General features: G+C 57.3%; 18 protein-coding genes. 9 read left to right on the forward strand and 9 right to left on the reverse strand.

Annotated features, from left to right (window positions below; translation table 11 throughout):
* Positions 1 to 19: 19 nt before the first annotated feature.
* The 4 genes from HY868_27310 to HY868_27325 all read right to left on the reverse strand — a co-directional run bounded on the left by HY868_27310 (position 20) and on the right by HY868_27325 (position 3,837).
* Entirely contained in the window at positions 20 to 847 is an 828-nt protein-coding gene (locus HY868_27310) for a carbon-nitrogen hydrolase family protein (GenBank protein ID MBI5305867.1), read from the reverse strand.
* Between the two features lie 115 nt (positions 848 to 962).
* Positions 963 to 3,083 (reverse strand): RecQ family ATP-dependent DNA helicase, encoded by a 2,121-nt coding sequence (locus HY868_27315; GenBank protein MBI5305868.1) that lies wholly within the window; start codon positions 3,081 to 3,083, stop codon positions 963 to 965.
* Entirely contained in the window at positions 3,080 to 3,490 is a 411-nt protein-coding gene (locus HY868_27320) for a PIN domain-containing protein (GenBank protein ID MBI5305869.1), read from the reverse strand. Before HY868_27320 ends, HY868_27315 begins: the two co-directional genes overlap by 4 nt.
* Positions 3,487 to 3,837: a ribbon-helix-helix protein, CopG family gene (locus HY868_27325; protein ID MBI5305870.1), complete on the reverse strand. Its 351-nt coding sequence runs from the start codon at positions 3,835 to 3,837 to the stop codon at positions 3,487 to 3,489. Before HY868_27325 ends, HY868_27320 begins: the two co-directional genes overlap by 4 nt.
* A 160-nt stretch (positions 3,838 to 3,997) precedes the next feature.
* On the opposite strand from HY868_27325, the gene lysA reads away from it, so the two are divergent.
* The 3 genes from lysA to HY868_27340 all read left to right on the forward strand — a co-directional run bounded on the left by lysA (position 3,998) and on the right by HY868_27340 (position 8,566).
* Positions 3,998 to 5,332, forward strand: a complete 1,335-nt coding sequence (lysA, locus tag HY868_27330) for a diaminopimelate decarboxylase (protein MBI5305871.1) — start codon at positions 3,998 to 4,000, stop codon at positions 5,330 to 5,332.
* A 109-nt stretch (positions 5,333 to 5,441) separates the two neighbouring features.
* Positions 5,442 to 7,043, forward strand: a complete 1,602-nt coding sequence (locus HY868_27335; GenBank protein ID MBI5305872.1) for a hypothetical protein — start codon at positions 5,442 to 5,444, stop codon at positions 7,041 to 7,043.
* A complete protein-coding gene (locus HY868_27340; protein ID MBI5305873.1) occupies positions 7,040 to 8,566 on the forward strand; it encodes a UDP-N-acetylmuramoyl-L-alanyl-D-glutamate--2,6-diaminopimelate ligase in 1,527 nt (508 codons plus the stop codon). The genes HY868_27335 and HY868_27340 overlap by 4 nt, the downstream gene beginning before the upstream one ends.
* Positions 8,567 to 8,639: 73 nt before the next feature.
* Here the strand turns inward: HY868_27340 and opgC are convergent, their stop codons facing one another.
* From opgC to HY868_27355, 3 genes are all read right to left on the reverse strand, one after another.
* Positions 8,640 to 9,785 carry an OpgC domain-containing protein gene (gene opgC, locus HY868_27345; GenBank protein ID MBI5305874.1) on the reverse strand — a complete coding sequence of 382 codons (1,146 nt, stop codon included), beginning with the start codon at positions 9,783 to 9,785 and terminating at the stop codon, positions 8,640 to 8,642.
* Positions 9,786 to 10,039: 254 nt separating this feature from the next.
* On the reverse strand, positions 10,040 to 12,181 hold the full coding sequence (locus tag HY868_27350) for a bifunctional (p)ppGpp synthetase/guanosine-3',5'-bis(diphosphate) 3'-pyrophosphohydrolase (protein ID MBI5305875.1): 2,142 nt from the start codon (positions 12,179 to 12,181) through the stop codon (positions 10,040 to 10,042).
* A gap of 76 nt (positions 12,182 to 12,257) precedes the next feature.
* Positions 12,258 to 12,491 (reverse strand): hypothetical protein, encoded by a 234-nt coding sequence (locus tag HY868_27355; protein ID MBI5305876.1) that lies wholly within the window; start codon positions 12,489 to 12,491, stop codon positions 12,258 to 12,260.
* Between the two features lie 88 nt (positions 12,492 to 12,579).
* Between HY868_27355 and HY868_27360 the strand changes: the two genes are divergently transcribed.
* Positions 12,580 to 13,578: a hypothetical protein gene (locus HY868_27360; GenBank protein ID MBI5305877.1), complete on the forward strand. Its 999-nt coding sequence runs from the start codon at positions 12,580 to 12,582 to the stop codon at positions 13,576 to 13,578.
* Positions 13,579 to 13,643: 65 nt separating this feature from the next.
* Here HY868_27360 and HY868_27365 read toward each other — a convergent pair whose 3' ends face one another.
* Entirely contained in the window at positions 13,644 to 13,985 is a 342-nt protein-coding gene (locus HY868_27365; protein ID MBI5305878.1) for an STAS domain-containing protein, read from the reverse strand.
* 278 nt (positions 13,986 to 14,263) lie between these two features.
* Here HY868_27365 and HY868_27370 point away from each other — a divergent pair, with 278 nt between their 5' ends.
* Entirely contained in the window at positions 14,264 to 16,267 is a 2,004-nt protein-coding gene (locus HY868_27370; GenBank protein MBI5305879.1) for a carbon starvation protein A, read from the forward strand.
* Between the two features lie 70 nt (positions 16,268 to 16,337).
* Here HY868_27370 and HY868_27375 read toward each other — a convergent pair whose 3' ends face one another.
* Positions 16,338 to 16,982, reverse strand: coding sequence for a hypothetical protein (locus HY868_27375; GenBank protein ID MBI5305880.1), 645 nt, complete (start codon positions 16,980 to 16,982; stop codon positions 16,338 to 16,340).
* 125 nt (positions 16,983 to 17,107) lie between these two features.
* On the opposite strand from HY868_27375, the gene HY868_27380 reads away from it, so the two are divergent.
* The 4 genes from HY868_27380 (at position 17,108) to HY868_27395 (ending at position 19,789) form a co-directional block, all read left to right on the forward strand.
* The gene (locus tag HY868_27380) at positions 17,108 to 17,395 is read left to right on the forward strand and encodes a hypothetical protein (GenBank protein ID MBI5305881.1); all 288 of its coding nucleotides are present in this window, start codon (positions 17,108 to 17,110) and stop codon (positions 17,393 to 17,395) included.
* A 27-nt stretch (positions 17,396 to 17,422) separates the two neighbouring features.
* The gene (locus HY868_27385; GenBank protein MBI5305882.1) at positions 17,423 to 17,713 is read left to right on the forward strand and encodes a hypothetical protein; all 291 of its coding nucleotides are present in this window, start codon (positions 17,423 to 17,425) and stop codon (positions 17,711 to 17,713) included.
* Positions 17,714 to 17,821: 108 nt separating this feature from the next.
* Entirely contained in the window at positions 17,822 to 18,793 is a 972-nt protein-coding gene (locus HY868_27390) for a TRC40/GET3/ArsA family transport-energizing ATPase (GenBank protein ID MBI5305883.1), read from the forward strand.
* 12 nt (positions 18,794 to 18,805) lie between these two features.
* Entirely contained in the window at positions 18,806 to 19,789 is a 984-nt protein-coding gene (locus HY868_27395; GenBank protein ID MBI5305884.1) for a TRC40/GET3/ArsA family transport-energizing ATPase, read from the forward strand.
* Positions 19,790 to 19,901: the final 112 nt, after the last annotated feature.

Consider the following 19,901-nt stretch of genomic DNA (forward strand, 5'->3'; position numbering starts at 1 on the left):
AAACTATCGAACTACCCAACTAATAATTTCGCACTACCGCGCGATACGTCGCCGGCTGACGGCTCTGCATCGTTTGCAATTCCTCGCGATATTTTTTTACGTGGTCGAGATCAATTTTCGCAATCGCGTACGCTTCTTTCGGACGATCATTCTCGTCGCGACCGACGTGCGCGTACGTCTCGCCGCGCGGACCCATCACGACACTCTCGCCGCCGAACGCGTACGTGTACTCGTCGCCGATGCGATTCGCGCCCGCGACGAACACCGAATTTTCGAGCGCGCGCGTTTTGATGTACGTCTTCCACTCTTCAATCGTCGCGTTCTCCCAATTCGCCGGCACGACGATCAACTCGGCGTTGTCGAGCGCGAGCGACCGCGTCGCTTCGGGAAACGCAACGTCCCAGCCGAGCAACATGCCAACCATGCCGAACGAGGTTTCGAACACCGGAAATTTATAGCCGCCGCGAAAAATCGGACGTTCTTCCGGTTTCAAGTGGACTTTGTGGTACTGTCCCGTGACTTCGCCGTTCGGATCAATGAGCACCGCGCCGTCGTAGACGACGCTCTCGACCTTGTGCTTGATGACCATGCCGAACGCGATGTAGGTCTGGTACCGTTCCGCGCGCGCGCCCAGGTCCTCAATCGTGAATCCTGGGATTTGCTCCGCGAGTTCGGTGAATTTGACGCCGCACTCGTAGCCGGTCGTCGCGAGTTCCGGCAACACGATCAGGTTGACTTTTTGCGCGGCGCAGATGTGGTCCACGATCTCGCCGATGCGCGTCAGGTTTTTATCCGGCTCGCCGAGACGTGGATGGAATTGCGCGATCGCCACAAACACTTCACGCATCGTATCCTCCGTGGGTTGATTTCAGTTGCTCGCATTCTATCACAAATAGCACAGATGTTCAAAAGTGGTGGGGCAAGTTTCTAACTTGCCATCAATCGCAAGTTGGAAACTTGCCCTACTTTTTCTTTTCCGCCGCGACGACCAAGCGAATCTGTTCGTACGTGATGGCGGCGGGCAATCGCGCTTTGAGATCCGAAAGCCATTGTCCATTCCACTCGCGCATGCCCGCGCAAATCTGTTCGCGCACATCTGCCGGCACCAGTTGGTCCGCGAGAACCTTGCCCTCCGTGACGAGTTGTTCGAGATGTCCGTAAATCGTACTGATCGCCAAATCGCGTTCTTGCGCGATCTCTGCCGGCAACTTGCCTTGCTGTACGAGCGCGAGCGTACGCGCGACCGTGCCGCCGGCTTGGCGCGTGTGATGCGTCTCGGCGCGCGCGGTCGGCGATGGCGCGCGCGGCAACTCGATTGCAATCGCGGCGCGCGTGTTGACCGTCTCTTCACCCAACGGCGTGATCTGCGCGACCGGATATTTGCCGCCAATCGTTTTCAAATAACCTTGCTTCAGCAATTGCTCGATCACGTTTTCGATTTCGCCGACGCGATAATCTGCGAGTTTACCGTAGAATTTATGGCGCGTGTATCCGAATTGGAGAATTTCCTGCGCGTGCGAGCCGTGCAAAATTTGCGCGAGTTTCTGCGTGCCGACCTGGCGTTGCAACGTGCGCGCGGTTTCGAGAATCACGAGTGGGACCCACTCCTCCGCGCTCTCCGCGCGCCGCGTCGGCGCGGTCGTCGCCGCGCGATGATTGTCGCAACAGTCCGGCGCGTCCGCGTTGCCCGCGTCGCCAAAGTAGCGGAGAATAAATTGCCGGCGGCATTGATTCGTCTCCGCGTACGCGATTATCTGCGCGAGCAGTTTGCGCCGGTGTGCGCGGCGCTTTTCGGTTTCGGCTTCGCTCTCTGCCAGGTTGAGCGTCACGTTGGGCGTGACCTCGACGCCGATCAAGCCGCGCGCATCGCCCAAACGTTTGAGCGCGCCGGCAAGTTCGAGTTGGCGCAACGCGAGTTGCAATTTCGAATCATTCAAGTTGGTCGCGCGCTGCAAATAACCGGGCGAGACCCAGTTCTTGGCGCGTTGGAGAATTTGATACAAGTGCGCGACCTGGCGTGGCTCGGGCGCGTCGTTCTCGATGAACCATTCTTGCAGTTCGCGGTCTTTCGGTGAATAGAGCAGAACGACGCGCGCCGGTTCGCCATCGCGTCCCGCGCGACCGATCTCTTGATAGTACGCCTCGACCGTGCTGGGAATCGCGTAATGAATCACCGCGCGAATGTCCGGCTTGTCCACGCCCATCCCGAACGCGTTCGTCGCAACAATGATTTTGATCTTGTCGCGCATAAACGCGTCTTGCACGCGCGTGCGTTCGTCGTCCGCCATGCCCGCGTGATAGAACGCCGCGGGCGCGCGTGTGACCTCGCCGCAAAACGCGCTGATCTCTTCGGTCCCGCGGCGCGTGCCGGCGTAGATGATCGCGCTCCCGGTATGCTCGCGCAGTAGCGCGGCAAGCTCGCGGCGTTTCGCGTCATCGTCCGGCGTGTAGCGCACGCGCAACGCGAGATTCGGACGATTGAATCCGGTGACGATCTTGATGGGTGCGCGCAAACCGAGTTGCGCGATAATGTCGGTTTGCACTTGGGGCGTCGCGGTCGCGGTCAACGCGATCATCGGCGGGCGATTTAGCGCGTCGGCGAATTCGCGAAGCCGCAAATAGTCCGGGCGAAAATCGTGACCCCACTGCGAAATGCAATGCGCCTCGTCCACCGCGAGCAGGGCGACGCGCGTGTGCTTGAGCGCGTCGAGAAACGCCGCGTTGCGTAATCGCTCCGGCGCGACGTAGACGATCTTGTACCACCCGCGCGCGAGAATGTTCAGTTTGTTTTGTTGTTCCTCGGCGGAGAGCGTGCTGTTGATATAGGTCGCGCGTTTGCCGCGCGCGACGAGCGCGTCCACCTGGTCCTTCATCAACGCGACGAGTGGGGAAATGACGAGCGTGGTGTCGGCAAGCAAAAGCGCGGAGAGTTGAAAGCAGAGCGATTTGCCGGAACCGGTCGGCATCACGACGAGCGCGTCGCGTGCGGAGAGCGTCGCGTCGAGCGCGTCGTGTTGCCCGGCGCGAAACGCGGCAAAGCCAAAGTGGTGGTCGAGCGCGGTGTGCAGGTCGGGAACAATCATGGCTTGACCTCGAATCCCATCACGCGAAAGTCGTCGTCGAACGCGAACGCGGTTTTGATTTTATGTGCGCGCATCAATGCGAAACTCGTGCAGTCAACGAATGAAAAATTTTGGTCAGCGTATTTTTCGAACATACGCCATGCCGCGTCAAAGATGGTTTGGTCAGCCCACGATATACGGAGCAACTTTTTTTCTTGCGCTTCGATCACGAGACGATGAAAATGTACGGCTTTGTGATGCCCGACAGAATAGCGAAGGTGGGTATACGTTTCTGCTAAAATAAATTGCGATGTGACGACGGGCGATGTGCTCTGGATCACGTCAATATAAGACTCGCGCGCCTCTTGATGATGGCGGTCTGTTTCATCAATGATTGCAATCCAAACACTGGAATCCACAAAGATCATTTGCGTTTCCTTTTTTCGTATTCAAGCAAATAATAATCGTGGTTCTCCGCCAAATCGCCAAGACCGCTATTGGCGATGCCGATCATTTGATAAAGCGGATTGTCTTTTAACTCGCGCGTGACACGGCGGGGCGTTTTCTTGCTAACGATTTTTTTCGCGCGACGTGTTCTCGTTGGCAACGCGCGCGGTGCGTACGTCGCGGTTTGCTCGCGCGCGACGCGCGGTTCGCCGAGGTGCGTTTCGAGCGCCTCGCGCGCGATTTGCGCGATGGACTTGCGTTGCTCGAACGCGGTGCGGCGCAAGGTTTCGTACAGGTCGTCGCTGAGATAGATTTGCGTGCGTTTCATCGTGTTCTCCCTCGATGGCATTATAGCGTCATGCCGCCATAACGTCAAGAAAGACCCGAAGGGTTCGCCTGCGGCGGAAACTCTTCGGGTCTATCGCGTTTGCCAACTTGCAATACCTGTGCTAGAGTCGCGGCATTCCCAAACGTAGAGAAATGCAGACATGAATCTCGATCTTTTTTCTATGCACGCGCGCGTCAACGCGCGCAACCATCTCGAAATCGCCGGCTGCGATGCCATCGCCCTGGCGCGCGAATTCGGCACGCCGCTCTATGTGTACGATGACGCGCATTTGCGAACGCGCGCCGCGGAATTGCGCGACGCGTTTCGCGCGCGCTGGCGCAATTCACTGATCCTGTACGCGACCAAGGCGTACTATTCGCCGTACCTCGCGCGCATTTTCAAAGAAGCGGATCTCGGCATTGACGTGACCTCCGAAGGCGAATTAGAAATCGCGCGGCGCGTGGGACTCGACCCGGAGAGAATTTATTTGCACGGCAACAACAAGACGCTGGCCGAAATTCGCGCCGCGTTTGCACTCGGCGTGACGCACGTGGTCGTTGACAATCTCGACGAGATCGAATTGCTCGCGCAGATCGCCGACGCGATGAACGTGATGCCCCAGGTGCTCTTGCGTCTCGCGCCCGCGATTGATCCGCACACGCATCGTTACATGGCGACCGGCATTGCCGAATCGAAATTTGGTTTGCCGATGCAGACCGGCGCGGCGATGCAGGCGGTTCACCGCGTTGCCGCGCTCGCGCCGCGCGTGCAACTCGTCGGCTTGCACGTTCACATTGGTTCGCAAGTGTTCGAACTCGAACCGTATCGCGATGCGGTGCGCGCCGTGTTCGATTTCGCGGACGAACTACGCGATGCGGTCGGCGTCGAACTGCGCGAGATAGACCTCGGCGGCGGTTGGGGCGTGCCGTACTCTGACGCGCAATCATCGCTTGCGGTTGCAACCGTCGCCGAAGCAATCGTATCCGAAATCGAAAATCGAAAACCCTTGCACCGCCCGCAAGGGCAGGTGTCGAAAATCGAAAATCCCCAATTGCTTTTTGAACCTGGGAGAGCGTTGGTCGCGCAATCCGCGGTCGCGCTGTACACGATTGGCTCGATCAAGGAAATCGCCGGCGTCCGCACGTACGTCGCGGTGGATGGCGGGATGGGCGACAATGTGCGTCCCGCGTTGTACGGCGCGCAGTACACCGCGCGAGTCGCGAACAAGATGAACGACGCGCCGACGCAACGCGTTGCGATTGCCGGGCGGTACTGCGAGCAAGGCGACCTGCTCATCGAGAATGTAGATTTACCGTGCGTCGCCGCCGGCGATCTGCTCGCGATTCCGTGCGCGGGCGCGTATCAAATTCCGATGTCAAGCAATTACAACCTGATCCCGCGTCCGGCGGTGATCGCGGTGCGCGATGGCAACGTGCGTGTGATTCGCCGGCGTGAGACGATTGACGATATGTTGCGGTGTGAAGTTGATGAGTGAGTATTTTGGAAAAATGGAAATAAGGGTAATGAAGGAAATAAGGGAAAAGAGGGAACTAAGGGAAATAAGGGAATTCCTTCATTTCCTTCATTTCCCTCTTTTCCTTGTATTGCTACTCGCGCTGACCGCGTGCGCTTCGATCACGATTCCGCGTGTCGAAGATACACCAACGCCCGCGCCGACCCAGGTTCGCAAAGCGATTGCGCCCACCGCGATCTTGCCAACACCTACACCCGAATTGCCGGATGGCGGCACGCTCGCGATCGGTGTGGTCGGCAAAATGACACTCGAACTCAATGTGATGCCGGGCATCGTACAAGAAACGGTTTTCGATTCGCTGTTGCAAGTCAACGCGACGACCGGCGCGCTCGAACCCGCGCTCGCCAAATCGTTCCAGGTTTCGGAGGATGCGACGACGTTTACTTTTCGATTGCGTCAAAATGTGCGGTGGCACACTGGCGACGCGTTCACCGCCGACGATGTGGTGACGGCAATCAACGCGTTTGCGTCGCCGAATTTTCGCGGTACGCCCGTCACCGATTTCGGCGTCAATCCGCGCGTGATCGCGCTTGACGATGCGACCGTGCAAATCACGTTCGGCGAAGGTTATTGTCCGGCATTGACGAGCGTCGGCACATTGCCGATTGTGCCGCGCGCGGTTGCACGCGCGACAAATTTTCCGCGTCTCACCCCCGCGCAAATGATCGGCACGGGTCCACTCAAGTTCGTCGCGAGCACGAACGGCGAAATCAAACTTGAACGAAATCCGGATTATTGGCGCGGCGCGCCGCATCTTGATGGCGTGACCGTTCGCATATTTACCGATTCCACCGCGTTGCGCGTCGCGTTCAACACCAAACAACTTGACCTGATGTTCGCCGCGCCGACCGAGTTCGCCGCGATCAAGACTATCGCGGACGCGCGACGCGTGGCGGTGGACGCGCCCGAAAGTGTGATGCTTGTTTTCAACACCGAGACGGTTGGGCTGAACGATGCGCGCGTGCGGCAAGCATTGAATTACGCGATGGATCGCAACGTGTTGTTAAATGATGTCAGTGGACAAGGACGCGTGCTCGACGCGTTGGTTTTGCCGGGATTCTGGGCGCAAACGACATCTCTGCCGCGCTATGCGTTCGATCCGGCTAAAGCCAAGCAGATGCTTGCCGAGGCGGGATGGACAAACGGGAGTGACGGACTTGTTCGCAAGAATGGCAAACCACTGCGCCTCGAACTGTGGACCGAAGCCGATCACCCGATCCTGGAACCGGTCGCGTTTCGTCTGCGCGAACAACTCGCGGCGGTTGGCATCCAAATCGTTTTGCAGTTGAACGATCGCGCGGGCTGGATGACGCGCGCGTTCGATCATCGCTTTGACTTGTTGCTCGTCTCGCGCAAAATTCCGCTCGATCCCGATCAACATTGGTACTGGCAGTCGAATCAAAACGAAAAGGGGAACGGGCTGAACATCGGCTCGTACACGAGCGCGCGTGTGGATGCGCTTTTGAAAGATTCGTTACGCGTCAATGCGTGCGAGTCCAGTGCGCGCGCCGCTATCACGAACGAGATCAACCGCGTGCTCATTGGCGACGCGCCCGCCGCGTTCTTGTTCGCACCGAAACGATATTGGCTGGTCGGCGAGCGGGTGGCTGGGTTCGCGCCCAGCTCGTTCGCCGGCGATTTTTGGAATATCGAGCGGTGGGGCGTGCGATGAATCTCCTTTCTCTTCTTCGCGCGCTGCCCGCGCAAGCCATTCAAGACGAACGCGATATTGAAATCACCGCGATCACTTGCGATTCGCGCGCCGTCATTCCCGGCGCGCTTTTCGTCGCGATTCCCGGCGTGAATGTGGACGGCGCGCGTTTCATTCCCGACGCGATTCAACGCGGCGCGGTCGCCATCGTCGCCGAATCCCCAATCCCCAATCCCCAATTACCAACTACCAATCTAATTCTTGTCCCCAACGCTCGCTCTGCGCTCGCACACCTCTGCGCCGCGTGGCACGATTTTCCATCGCGCAAATTACGCGTGATCGGCGTAACCGGCACGGATGGCAAGACGACGACGTGCGCGCTCGCCGCGTCCATCTTGCGCGCGGCGGGACACCAGGTCGGCGCGATCACGACCGTGGGCGCGACGATTGGCGACGCCGAGTTGGACACCGGCTTGCACACGACGACGCCGGACGCGTCGGACGTGCAACACTATCTCGCGCAGATGGTGGATGCGGGGATGCAGTACGCGATCATCGAAGCGACCTCCGAAGGACTGGCGCAACGTCGCCTCGACGCGGTCGAGTTCGACATCGCCGCGGTGACGAACATTACGCACGAGCACTTGTATTATCACCAGACCTGGGAAAATTATCGCGACGCGAAAGCGATGTTGTTTCGCGCGCTCGCAACCGCGTACCGCAAACCGCGCACGGCGAAGGTCGCGGTGTTGAACGCGGACGACAACGCACGCGGCGCGTTCGATTTTTTGCGCGCGATTCCGGCAGAGGAACGAATCATCTACAGCGCAAATTTGCAATTTGCAATTCGTAATTTGCAATTCGTAATTGCGCGCGATATTCTTCACGATACGCGCGGTTTGCGGTTTGTGGTTGATACGCCATTTGGCGAATTACCAATTACCACTCCCCTCATCGGGCGATTCAACGTGTCGAACATTCTCGCGGCGATTGGCATCGGCATCGCGCGGCGCGTGCCGTTCGACGCGATGCGCGAGGGAATCGCGCGCGTGAGTGGCGTACTCGGCAGAATGCAAGTGATGCAGGATGCGCCATTTACGGTGATTGTGGATTTCGCGCACACGCCGAACGCGTTGCACGTCGCGCTCGATACTGTGCGCGAGTTTGCGCGCGGACGCGTGATCGTCGTGTTCGGTTGCGCGGGACTGCGCGATGTGGCAAAGCGCGCGATGATGGGCGAGGTCGCGGGGAAACTCGCGGACAAGATCATCGTCACTGCTGAAGACCCGCGCACCGAATCGCTCGCGGCGATCAACGCGCAAATCGCGGAAGGGTTGCAACGCGCGGGACGACGCGAACGCGAGGATTATTTCATCATCGAGGAGCGCGGGGACGCGATTGCGTTCGCGATTCAAAGCGCGCGTGCGGGTGATGTGGTGATCGTCTGCGGCAAGGGACATGAACGTTCGATGTGTTTCGGCGCGACCGAATTTTCGTGGAGTGACCAGGACGCGGTGACGACCGCGCTCGCCAAAATAAAATGAGCCAGAGAGCAAAAACTCTCTGGCTTTTAGTAAATCGCGAAGCAAGACTTGCGCTTGTTTCGCGCGGGATTGGTCAACGCGGGATGTGCTTAAACAGAAATCTCTTTTGGATCATTGCCCAAATCAGTAATACCGCGGTCAACTGCACGCTCGTGTTGACCTCGGCGTTCATACTCACTCCCGCCGGCAGTACCATCCGCGCGATGTACCACATTGCGATCACGCCAACGTGGATCGTGTACGCGTAGAGCGCGTTCTGCCCGAGTGGCATCAACAGCCAACCCAGCGCCGACCAAATCGGTTTCCACCCCAAGGTCGCCGTGAGGTACGCGAACGAAAACAAAATAAAACCTGCGCCCAGTCGTCCCGGCGCAACCGCGCTTTTGACAAAGAGCACGGACATGGCAGAATCCGCATCCAGTTCCCGGTGCAAGCCGAGTAACAGCAACGCGAACGTGCCAAGCAGAATGAGCACTGGTGCGCGTGGCAAGCCGATCAACATCCGTTTGATTTTTTCGCGATGATAACCCAGCGTCATCGCGATAAAAAAGACCAGTTGCCATGCCGCGAAATTGAATGTCGGGTTATCCACGATCTGCCAGGGGATTTGCGCGTGCCCGATTTGAAACGTTAGCCACAGCACGCTCGATCCGCTGACCAACACAAGCGTGTGACGTTGATGTAACAACCACAAGGCAAGCGGCGTGGCGAGCATCAGAAAGGTGTACAACAACATCACATCGGACAAATACATCGTCTGCCGGAGCAGGAGCACATTCAGGGTAAACGTAAAGGGATTATCCATCGCCGCCGCGTTGACCCAGGGCAAGCGGAAGAGAAATGAAACGTTAGCGAGCAACAACGTCAACACCACCGTAAGTTTGTAGAGTGTCCATGCCCGTCTGATCGCCTTGCCCTGCGCCGCGCGCAATCCTTCTTCCAACGCGATTCCACTATAAACCATGCCCATTGTCAGACCGGAAATGAACACGAATGCTTCCGCCGCCGACACGAAGAAAGCATCGCCGCCGGTAACGAGGAAAAGCCACGACGCGCCGCCAAAGTGATTGACGACCATCATAAAAACAGCCAATCCGCGTAAGAGGTCTATCCGCAAATCGCGTTTGCCCGCGATGGAATATGACCAATCGTGCGGAATTGCACGCGGCAAGACGCGAATCATCTTGAGCGGAAATGCCAGCCCGTGTAGTTGCACCATTCCCTCCTCCTGCTTGCGTACATAGCATACCCGCCTACCATCAAATCATCGTCAAATTGTCGCAAAAAAAGACCTGCTCACGGCAGGTCTGATAAAAACTCGCGCATGGCTTTCAGTATGGTGCGATGCGCGTTGCCATTCTCAGGCATTCACTCGGCGCAAACAAAAAACCAGATTTCCAAAGAAACCTGGTTTTGTGATTCCTAAAGCAAGACCCGAAGGGTTTCCGCACAAGCGACCCTTCGGGTCTTGGTTTATCCTGTCACGCGCCGCGCTTCGATGACGTTTGGCACGCGGTCAATTTTCGCGAGGATGCGCGTCAGTTGGTCCGCGCTCGAAATCTCCAACGTCGCGGTAATGTTCGCGATGTGATCCTTGCTCGTCATGACATTCGCCGAACTCATGTTGACGCCGTTCTCTGCGACGACGCCGGAAATATCGTGCAACAAACCCGCGCGATCAAACGCGCGAATCTGCACGCCGACCGGATAGATCGCTTTGTCCGATTTGTGCCAGTCCACCGTGATCACGCGCTCGCGTTCCAAATCCATGTTCAACATGTTCTTGCAATCGCGACGATGGATCGTGATGCCACGTCCGCGCGTGATAAAGCCGATCACTTCATCGCCCGGCAGCGGATTGCAACAACGGGCAAGGTGATGCAGCAGGTTGCCGACGCCGTCGAACGCGATTTTTGTTTCTGGCGGTTTCGCGATCAGGGGCGCGCGCGTCGGCAACGGCTCGACCGGCGGGGCGTGCTTGGCGCGTTCGGCGTCGAGCAGTTTGACGCTCACGGTCGTGATGCTCAAGTCCGCGTGACCGAGCGCCTCGAGAAAATCGTCTACGTTCTTAAAGTTGAACGTCTTGGCGACGTCGTCGTAATTCGTGTTGCGAATATCGAAACCGATGCGCCGTAGTTCGCGTTCGAGCAATTCGCGCCCAAGCGAGATCGCCTCGGCGCGCTCTTGATGCTTGAACCAGTTGCGAATTTTTTCGCGCGCGCGCGCGGTGCGGACGAGACCCAGACTGGGATTGAGCCAATCGCGGCTGGGACCGCCTTTTTTCGCGGTGAGAATTTCGACGCGTTCGCCGTGCTTGAGCCGGTAATCGAGCGGGACGATTTTGCCGTTCACCTTCGCGCCGCGACAACGATTGCCCACCTCGGTGTGAACCTGATACGCAAAATCAATCGGCGTTGCGCCCGCCGCCATTTCGATAATGTCGCCCTTGGGCGTGAACACGTAAACTTGATCTTGGAAAATGTCGGTCTTGAGCGAATCCACAAAGACGCGCGCGTCCGCGATGTCTTGTTTCCATTCCATCAACTGGTGCATCCAGTTGATTTTTTCTTCGAACGCCGCGCTGTGCTTGGCGCCGGGTTCTTTGTAACGCCAGTGCGCCGCCACGCCGAATTCCGCGATCTCGTGCATCTCCGCCGTGCGAATCTGCACTTCGAGCGGCTTGCCCGCCGGACCGATCACCGCGGTGTGCAGCGATTGGTACATGTTGTCTTTGGCTTTGGCGATGAAATCGTCGAACTCGCCGGGAATCGGCGTCCACAAACTGTGGACCACACCCAGGACGAGATAGCACTCGCGCAAATCGCGCACGATGATGCGAATCGCGCGGATGTCGTAAATCTGATTAAAGTCGCGGCGCTTGCGCACCATCTTGTTGTAGATGCTGTAGATGTGTTTGGGGCGTCCGCTGATTTCAACCGATTCGAGTCCTTCTTCGGCGAGACGTTCGCGCAGGATGGTGATGGCTTGCGCGATGTACGCTTGCTGGTCGTCCTTGTCGCCGGCGAGCAGGTGTTCGATTTCCTCGTACTTGGCGGGATCAATGTAGCGCAGCGAGAGGTCTTCGAGTTCGCGGCGTAGGTGGTAGATGCCGAGACGGTTGGCGAGCGGCGCGAAAATTTCCATCGTCTCGCGCGCGATCTTGCGTTGCTTTTCCACGGGGCGCGCGTACAACGTTCGCATGTTGTGTAGGCGATCCGCGAGTTTGATGATGACGATGCGAATATCTTCCGCCATGGCGAGAAACATTTTGCGGAGCGATTCGGCGCGCGTTTGTTCCGTGCCCATTCCCAGGCGTAATTCGGAAAGTTTCGTCACGCCGTCCACGCGTTTGGCGACCGTGTCGCCAAACTCTTTCTGAATCGTCTCCAACGTCACCGACGTATCTTCGGGCACGTCGTGCAGCAGACCGGCAATCAACGTATCTTCGTCGAGATACAAGTCGGCGAGAATGTTGGCGACCTCGACGCAGTGGGTCACGTACGGATCGCCGGTCGAACGCATTTGCCCGGCGTGCGCGGTCGCGGCGAGATCGTACGCGCGCTGAATGCGCCCGAGATCCGCCTGCGGATTATATTTGCGAACTTTGGTTAGCACGGTCAGAATATCAATCACCGTAACCCCTATGGTTCGGATTTTACTCTAGCCGCCGCGTTTTGGCAATCGCGTCTTTTCAATCGCGCGCGATCCATTCCAGTCCTTTGAAAAACAACCACAGCAAGACAATCAATCCGCCGGTGAGCGCGAAACACCCCAGGGCAGTGATGAGGGCGCTGCCGCCCCAAAAGAACGCGATCAATCCACCGCCGACGATCAGCGTGATGAGAATGCCGCCAACGATCAATTCGCGTTCGAGTTGACCTTGATACTTGCGCGTGTTGAAAGGGCGTTCCGGTTTTCCAGCCATCGTGGTCTCCTTTGTGATGGCGATTATACCACGCCGCGCCCGCGCGCGTCACTTGTCACGCGTGCGCTCTTGCGGTAAAATGTTGGCGATGGCAAGTTGGTTATCCTTCAACGATTTGCTCGCGGTGCAACGGCTGCAAGCGCGCGGCGTCCAGTTGGATTTGGAACGCGCCGTGCTGTGGCCCCACAGTGCGACCCAAGCCGCGCTCGCCGCGCATGTACCGTTCAGTTCCGTCGCCGCCGAGACGATTGTGCAGTACGCGTCGGCGAGTCGGCGCGCGCGCCCTCTCGGTTTTTTGCAGTTGCGCGCGCGCGGCGGTCGCCCCGAAGCGGATGTCGTTTTCATATCGCCCGCGCTCGATAGCGGCGGCGATATCGTTTCGATTTGGTATCGTTTGCTCGCGGAATGCGCGAAGGAAATCGGCGGTCGCGGCGGACAGCGTTTATTCGCGCAGGTCACGAGCGGCAATGGCGTCGAAGAAGTGTTTCGCCAAGCCGGGTTTATCGCGTACGCGCATGATGACGTGTTTCGGCTCGACGCGCTGCCGGCGAATCTGCCCAAGACCGCGCCCTTGCGTCATCAACGCGTGCGCGATGGCTGGGATCTGTTGCGTCTCTATGCCGAGTTTGCGCCGCGCTCGGTGCAAATCGCGGAAGGGATGCTTTCACCCCAGGGGCAAGGCGGCAAACTGGGTGACTGGTGGGATCAGTCCGGCGGGGCGGGTTATATTCTGCCGGTGGATGGCGACATTGCCGGGGCGGTGCGCGTGCGGCGCAGTTCGGCGGCGTACTGGTTGCGCTTTTGGTTGCATCCGCAAGCGGAAGAGTACGGCGAAACGTTGATCCTCGGCGCGTTCGCCTTGTTGCGCGCCGCGCCGCCGCGCCCGATCTATTGCAACGTGCGCGAGTACGAAAGCGGTTTGCGCGGCGCGCTCGATCTCCTGGGCTTTCGCAATTTGCAAACGCGCAGTTTGCTCATCAAGCACACGACCGCGCGCGTCAAAGAACCGCGCCTCACCTTGATGCCCGCGCTCGAAAAGCGACCGGAGCCGGCGCACAGCGCGACGCAACACAACAGCCCGGTGTAGACAAACAGGCAGACAAGCGAATCCTTTTCACTTGTCTGCCTGTTGGTTAATGCCGCGCCTACGCGTTAGAAACTGCCGACCGCATCCACCGGGTTGTCGAACGATTGGAACACGTCGAGCAAGCCGGCAAGTTCGAATGCCTTTTTCACTTTGGTGGTGAGACCAGCGAGGCGCAGATCGCCGCGATTGAAACGGCGCACTTGTTTGAGCGCGGCGAGCAACGCGCGCAGACCGGCGCTACTCATAAAATCGGTCTCGGACAAATCTACGACGATGCGAAACCGACCGTCTTTGATAACGCGATTCAACGCCTGGTCGAGTTGGGGCGCGGTGCTCGAATCAATGCGACCGCTCACTTCGATAAGGTCCACGCGTTTGTACTGTTTGTTACTGATCTTGGTCGCCATAATTCCTCCTTGAAAATCGTTACGATGGCAGGATTATAACACACACACGTCAGCGCGACAAGGGGTGCGCGGTATTTTTTTCTCAAGTCAGGTATTGCCAACGCCTTCATCGCGTAGTATAATTATGTCATCACTTATTCAGTTTTCGGCATTCAGAAATAAACAAAGGAGGTGGTGCCTAGCAGTTACGTTTGAATTCTGCACGAGTCCGACGGTTCACTCTATTGGAAAGACTGTCGCAGTGGTGCGACAGATTATTCGAATTTTGGAGGTCAATGATGGACATCCGTCTCGTCGTTCTCTTGCTCATTTTGATCCCGCTGATCGTAACGGGCGCTATCGCCGCATCGGGCATGGCGATGAACACGTTGCTGATCGTCGTCCTGGGCGGTGTGATGATCTATCTCACCTACAATTTCTATTCTCGCCGAATTGATCGTGAGATCATCCAAGCCGACCCCAAAAAAGCGACGCCGGCAAAACTGTACATGGATGGTGTGGACTTTATGCCCACCAGCCGGAATGTGTTGTACGGTTATCACTTCAAGTCCATTGCCGCGGCAGGTCCTATCACGGGACCCATCGTTGCCGCGACATTCTGGGGCTGGCTCCCCTCTCTGCTTTGGCTCGTCCTCGGTGTGACATTCATCGGTTGGGCGGCGGATTATTCCGCCATCATGCTCTCAGTGCGCAATGATGGCAACTCGCTTAGCGCGATCACGTACCGCCTGATTGCTCCACGCACGCGCACAATTCTGTTTGTGTTCATCTTCTTCTACTTGCTCCTGGTCGCCGGCGCGTTCATGGGCGTGATGACCGCGTTGATGGCGGCGCGCCCGGATGTTCCACTCGGCTTGTTTACACTCGCCGTGATGGGGTTGCTGGCTGGTCAAATGCTCTATCGCTGGAAGATGGACTTGATCATGGTGACCGTGATTACGGTCACGCTCACCATCGCCGCGATGGCGCTGGGTCCGCTCGTCACAGGTAAAGATGCGGCAGGCAAGGATGTTCAACCCGTCGTCCAAGCCGTGACTGGTTTGAACGCCGCGATTGATGGTCTCACTAACAAACAGCCGCTCTTCGTCGTCGTTGATCCGACGCGCGCCGATCCGCGCACGCCGGCAATCGGCGCGGATGGCAAACGTCCCGAGACCGTGGCGTACGATGCCAAGAACGATGCGATCCGGACTTTGCCGAACTATCTCTTCTGGGCGATCTTCCTGCTCGCGTTCAGTTACCTGGGCACGAACTTGCCGATCTGGCGATTCGCACAACCGGTGAACTATATCGGTTTCTGGATCATGTTGTTCACTATCGGCTTGAGCGCAGTCGGCGGCTTGCTCGCGCCGTTCCTCGCGCCCAAGGTTGCCACGTTCACTCTGCCGGCATTCAAGCCGAACGTCAATCTACCTAACGTGTACGACCTGGGCTTTACCTTCGTTGCCGGCAAGCAATGGCAACCGCTGTGGCCCATGCTCTTCGTCACGATTGCGTGCGGCGCGATTTCCGGCTGGCACTCGCTCATTGGCTCGGTCAACACCTCGCGTCAGTTGGAGTACGAAACCGACGCGTTGCCGGTCGGCGGCGGCGGCATGTTGAGCGAGAACACACTCGGCTTGCTCGCGCTGACGGCAGTCGCGATTACCGGTCTGGCTGGTGTCGGCGCGTTCGCCACTGGCGTCGGTCGCTTGCTCGATGTGATCTTTGGCGGCGGGAGTGGCGCGTTCGTCGCGTACGGTACCGCGCTCGGCTTTGGCGCGTTCATGGTCATCGTGTTGACGGTGGTGCAGTTGATCTTTCGCGTGATGCGTGTGACCTTGACCGAATGGCTCGGCGAAGCGGTCCCTCTGCTCAAGAACCCGCACGTGTCCACCATCATCTCGATGGCGATCGCGTTGTTCCTCTTGCTCACTGGCACGTGGGTGTACTTGTGGCAACTGTTCGGCTCGGCGAACCAGTTGATGGCGGCGCTCGGTCTGCTCATCGTCTCGATCTGGTTGCGCTCGACCGGACGGAATCCGATGTACGCGCTCGTTCCGATGCTGTTCATGTACATCACCACCATGGCGGCGACTATCGTCATCGGGTACAATCAATACGTCAACGTGCTCACCGCGCCGGCATTCGCCGGTCAAATGATCGTGCAAATCGGCGGTTGGACGCAGTTGATCATTTCCGCATTGCTCTTTGTCTGCGCGGCGGTCATTGCCTGGGATGCCTGGATCGCGTGGCAACGCTATTCCAAAGCGCCCAAGGCAGCGGGCGCTCAAGCAGAATAACTCACAACCGAATACAACCGAATAAACGAATCGTCCTCGCGAATTGATCGCGAGGACGATTCTCATTTTCTCAAGTGATGTCTTGCGCCAGTCTTTTCAAATTGGCAAACCAGTTGTTCGCATTGTCCTGGTTGCCGTCTGGCATCAGCCAGTGAACCTCCAGGTTCGGCACGGTGCGATGCACCGACAAGCGCACCAGTTTTCCGCCGGCTTTCGTTGCCAGGTCAATCAGCGGTTGCGCGTCGTGGTTGTCGCCGCCGGAGCGATACGCTTCGAGTCCTTGCGCGGTCAAGGGTACCGGCGTCCAATTTTTTTTCTTGACATCGCGTTCGGTGTGATGCGTCGTCCAACCCTTCGGGTCGAACACTTCGAGTTCAAAGCGCGTGGCGTTGTCCAATTGCGCGCGAAAGATCATCAAGTCGCGTCTGCCGCGCCAACGCGACCACAACCAATGCACAGGCACATCGCGCGGCTCGAAGACGAATAGAACTTCGGCGGTGCGAAACGGCGCGAACGACTTGGTGACCTTGATTTCGGCGACCGAGGAACCCAGCCAGCGCACCGTCGCGCGCTCGCCGACCAACGGCAAGCCGCCGCGCATCCACTTGATCACGCGATCCCCTTTGCGGATGTTCAAATGTGTGCCGATGGCGAACGCTCCTAGAATCACAACTGCGAAAGCGAGCAACAACGTAAATGTGATGTTATCCGGCATAACGAACCCATGTCCTTTCCGCGCGTCAGTGCGGCGATTATAGCACGGCGGATAGAGGGCGTCAATTTTTTGACAAGGCATCTTCACGATGCTATAATGACTATGATAAGGTAGGCGAATCCACAATGAGAGCCGTGGTGAAACACATGAGTTGGTTGCAAAAGGTGCGCGAGTTTTTGTATGGCTTTACGGCGTACGAATTCGAACAGCATTTTGTCGAAATGCGCGCCTCGCTCGAAACGCTTTTCATCGCGCTCACGTTTGGCGATATGCTCGGCTTGCCCATCATCCCTCCGTACTATTCATTGCGCTTGCTCCCCTTTGTCGTTCCCAGCATCAAAACGTGGAAGCGCCGCGTCAATCGTGAACGCGAACTGTTTGACGACCACGAACTCGATCTGCACGGATTATAAATTCGATTTCACACAAAGGAGTGTCCTATGCCAGAAGAAAAAGCCAAGAAAGAAAAGCGCGGCGGACTTGCTGGGGTTGTAGACAACCTCAAAGAAGTTATGTATGGAATGGCGGCGCACGATATGAGCCGCTATGCCGTCCGCACGCGCGCCTCGATGGAGCACCTGTTCATCCTCATCACGATGGGTGACCTGATCGGCGTCCCGATTTTGCCCCCGTACTACTCTCTGCGCTTGTTGCCGTACGTCGTGCCGAACATCGCGACCTGGAAACGCCGCATGTTGCGCGAAAAAGACATCAGCGACGCGATGTTCTAGCGAATGGCGAATAGCATATAGCAAATAGCCGATAGCAAATGGAAAGGTAGGCAATTTGCCATTTGCTATACGCCATCAGCCATCAGCCATCAGCCAATTGGAGTCTTCATGTCACTCAAAGATGTTTTTCAACAAAATCCCGACCGTCGCTACATCATGTTCGGCGGCAAAGGCGGTCTGGGGAAAACGACGTTTTCCGCCGCCACCGCGTACTGGCTGGCGTCGCAAGGGCACAAGGTGCTCGTGTTCTCCGTAGACCCGCAAGCCAGCTTGACCGATATTTTCCAGAAAGATATTTTTGGCAAAGGCGCGGTCAAGATCATGGACAACCTGTGGGCGCAAGAGATTGACGCCGACAGCCACATCAAGAATTACCAGAACGAAATCCGCAAAAAGATTCTCGACATGTACGGCTTTGACAAAGTGCCGGACGAAATCGAGGATTATATCCAAGCCGCGTCCGCCGAACCGGCGATGGAAGAGTCCGCGATCTTTGATGCAGTCGTGGACATTATGGTCGAGGGGCAGTACGATTACTACATCTACGACCTCGTGCCGCTTGGACACGCGCTGTACTATCTCTCGATGGCTAAAGTGTACGACGAGTGGATTAACAAGATCACCAAACTGCGCGAGGAAATGCGCGAGTACGAAACGATGGTGTCGCGCATCAAACGCGAAAAGGAAACCGACGAGGACAAGATCCTCGGCGAGTTGCTGTACATCAAAAAGCGCATCAACGCGTCGTCGCAGATCCTTACCGACAAGGTCAAGACCGCGTTCTTCTTCGTCGTCGTGCCGGAAGAAATGATCATTCTCGATACGCAAAAAGCCGCCGAGTTGTTCGCGAAATTCGACGTGCCGATTGCCGGGTATATCGTCAACCGCGTGTTGCCGCCCGAACTGCGTAACCAAGTCGTGCCGGCGTACTTGCATAATCGCTTGCAAATGCAGAGCGGTTACATGGACAAGATCAAGGAAACGCTGGGCGACCAAGTGCGCGGTTATGTGCCCGAGATGGAACGCGACGTCACTGGCTTGGCGATGATCGAAAAACTCGCCAAGATCATGTACGGGTAGGAGTGAAGCAAAATGGCTGGCATTGACAAATCAATGGCGCAGTACGTCAAGGACCGTCCCGGACTCAAGTACATTTTCTTCGGCGGCAAGGGCGGCGTGGGCAAGACCGTGATGGCAGGCGTTACCGCGATGTGGTTCGCGCAACAAGGTCGCAAGACGATGCTCGCGTCCACCAACCCGGTCCACTCGCTCTCCGGCTTGCTCGATCAAAACGTATTCGGGCAACCGACGGCGGTGAAAGGCGTGCCGAATCTGTGGGCGTACGAAATTGATACGAAGGAAACCATCGAACGCTCCAAAGCCGACATCAAGAACAAGATTCAATGGTTTTTGAAATTCGCGGAAATCTCGACGCAAGCCGATCAGTTCGTCGAATCGGCGACGATGAATCCGGCATTCGAAGAATCCGCGATGTTCGAGAACATGATCGAGTTGATGTTCAAAGACGAGTACGACGTGTACGTGTTCGACACCGCGCCGACCGCGAACGCGCGGCGCTTGCTCGGCATGAGCAAGGTCTATTCGCTCTGGGTCAACAAGATGATGAAATCGCGCGATGAAGCGCGCTCGTTGCGTGAGATGCTCTCGTTCACCAAGAAAAAAGAAGAAGACCCGCTGATGGATTACCTTATCAGTTTCCGCGATCGCATGGCTCACGCGCAAAAACTACTCACTGACAAGGCGCTCACCTCGTTCTTCTTCGTCACTCTCCCCGAGGCGTTGCCCATCGCGGTGATCAAGCGATTTATCAACTGGTTCCACGATTTCGGCATCCCGGTTGGTGGTGTGCTGGTCAACATGGTCATTCAAAAAGACCAGGTGCTCACATCGTCACCCGAATTCGTGCGCAACCGCGTCGCGATGCAAGATGCGTACATGGATCAAATCTGGAGCGATTTTAACGGTCAAGTGCGCGCGGTCATCCCGCTTCTCGATAACGAAGTGCGCGGCGTCAAAGGGTTGGAGAATTTCGTCAAGCACACGTTCGTCGGATAGAAATTGGAAGTTGGAGATTAGAGGTTGGAGGTACGCGTCTCCAACCTCTTTTATTTTGTGGTATACTCAAGCCAATCCAAAATCAGAAACCCTTGCACCGCCCGCAAGGGCA

Source organism: Chloroflexota bacterium (assembly GCA_016219275.1).
Lineage (GTDB): Bacteria > Chloroflexota > Anaerolineae > UBA4142 > UBA4142 > JACRBM01.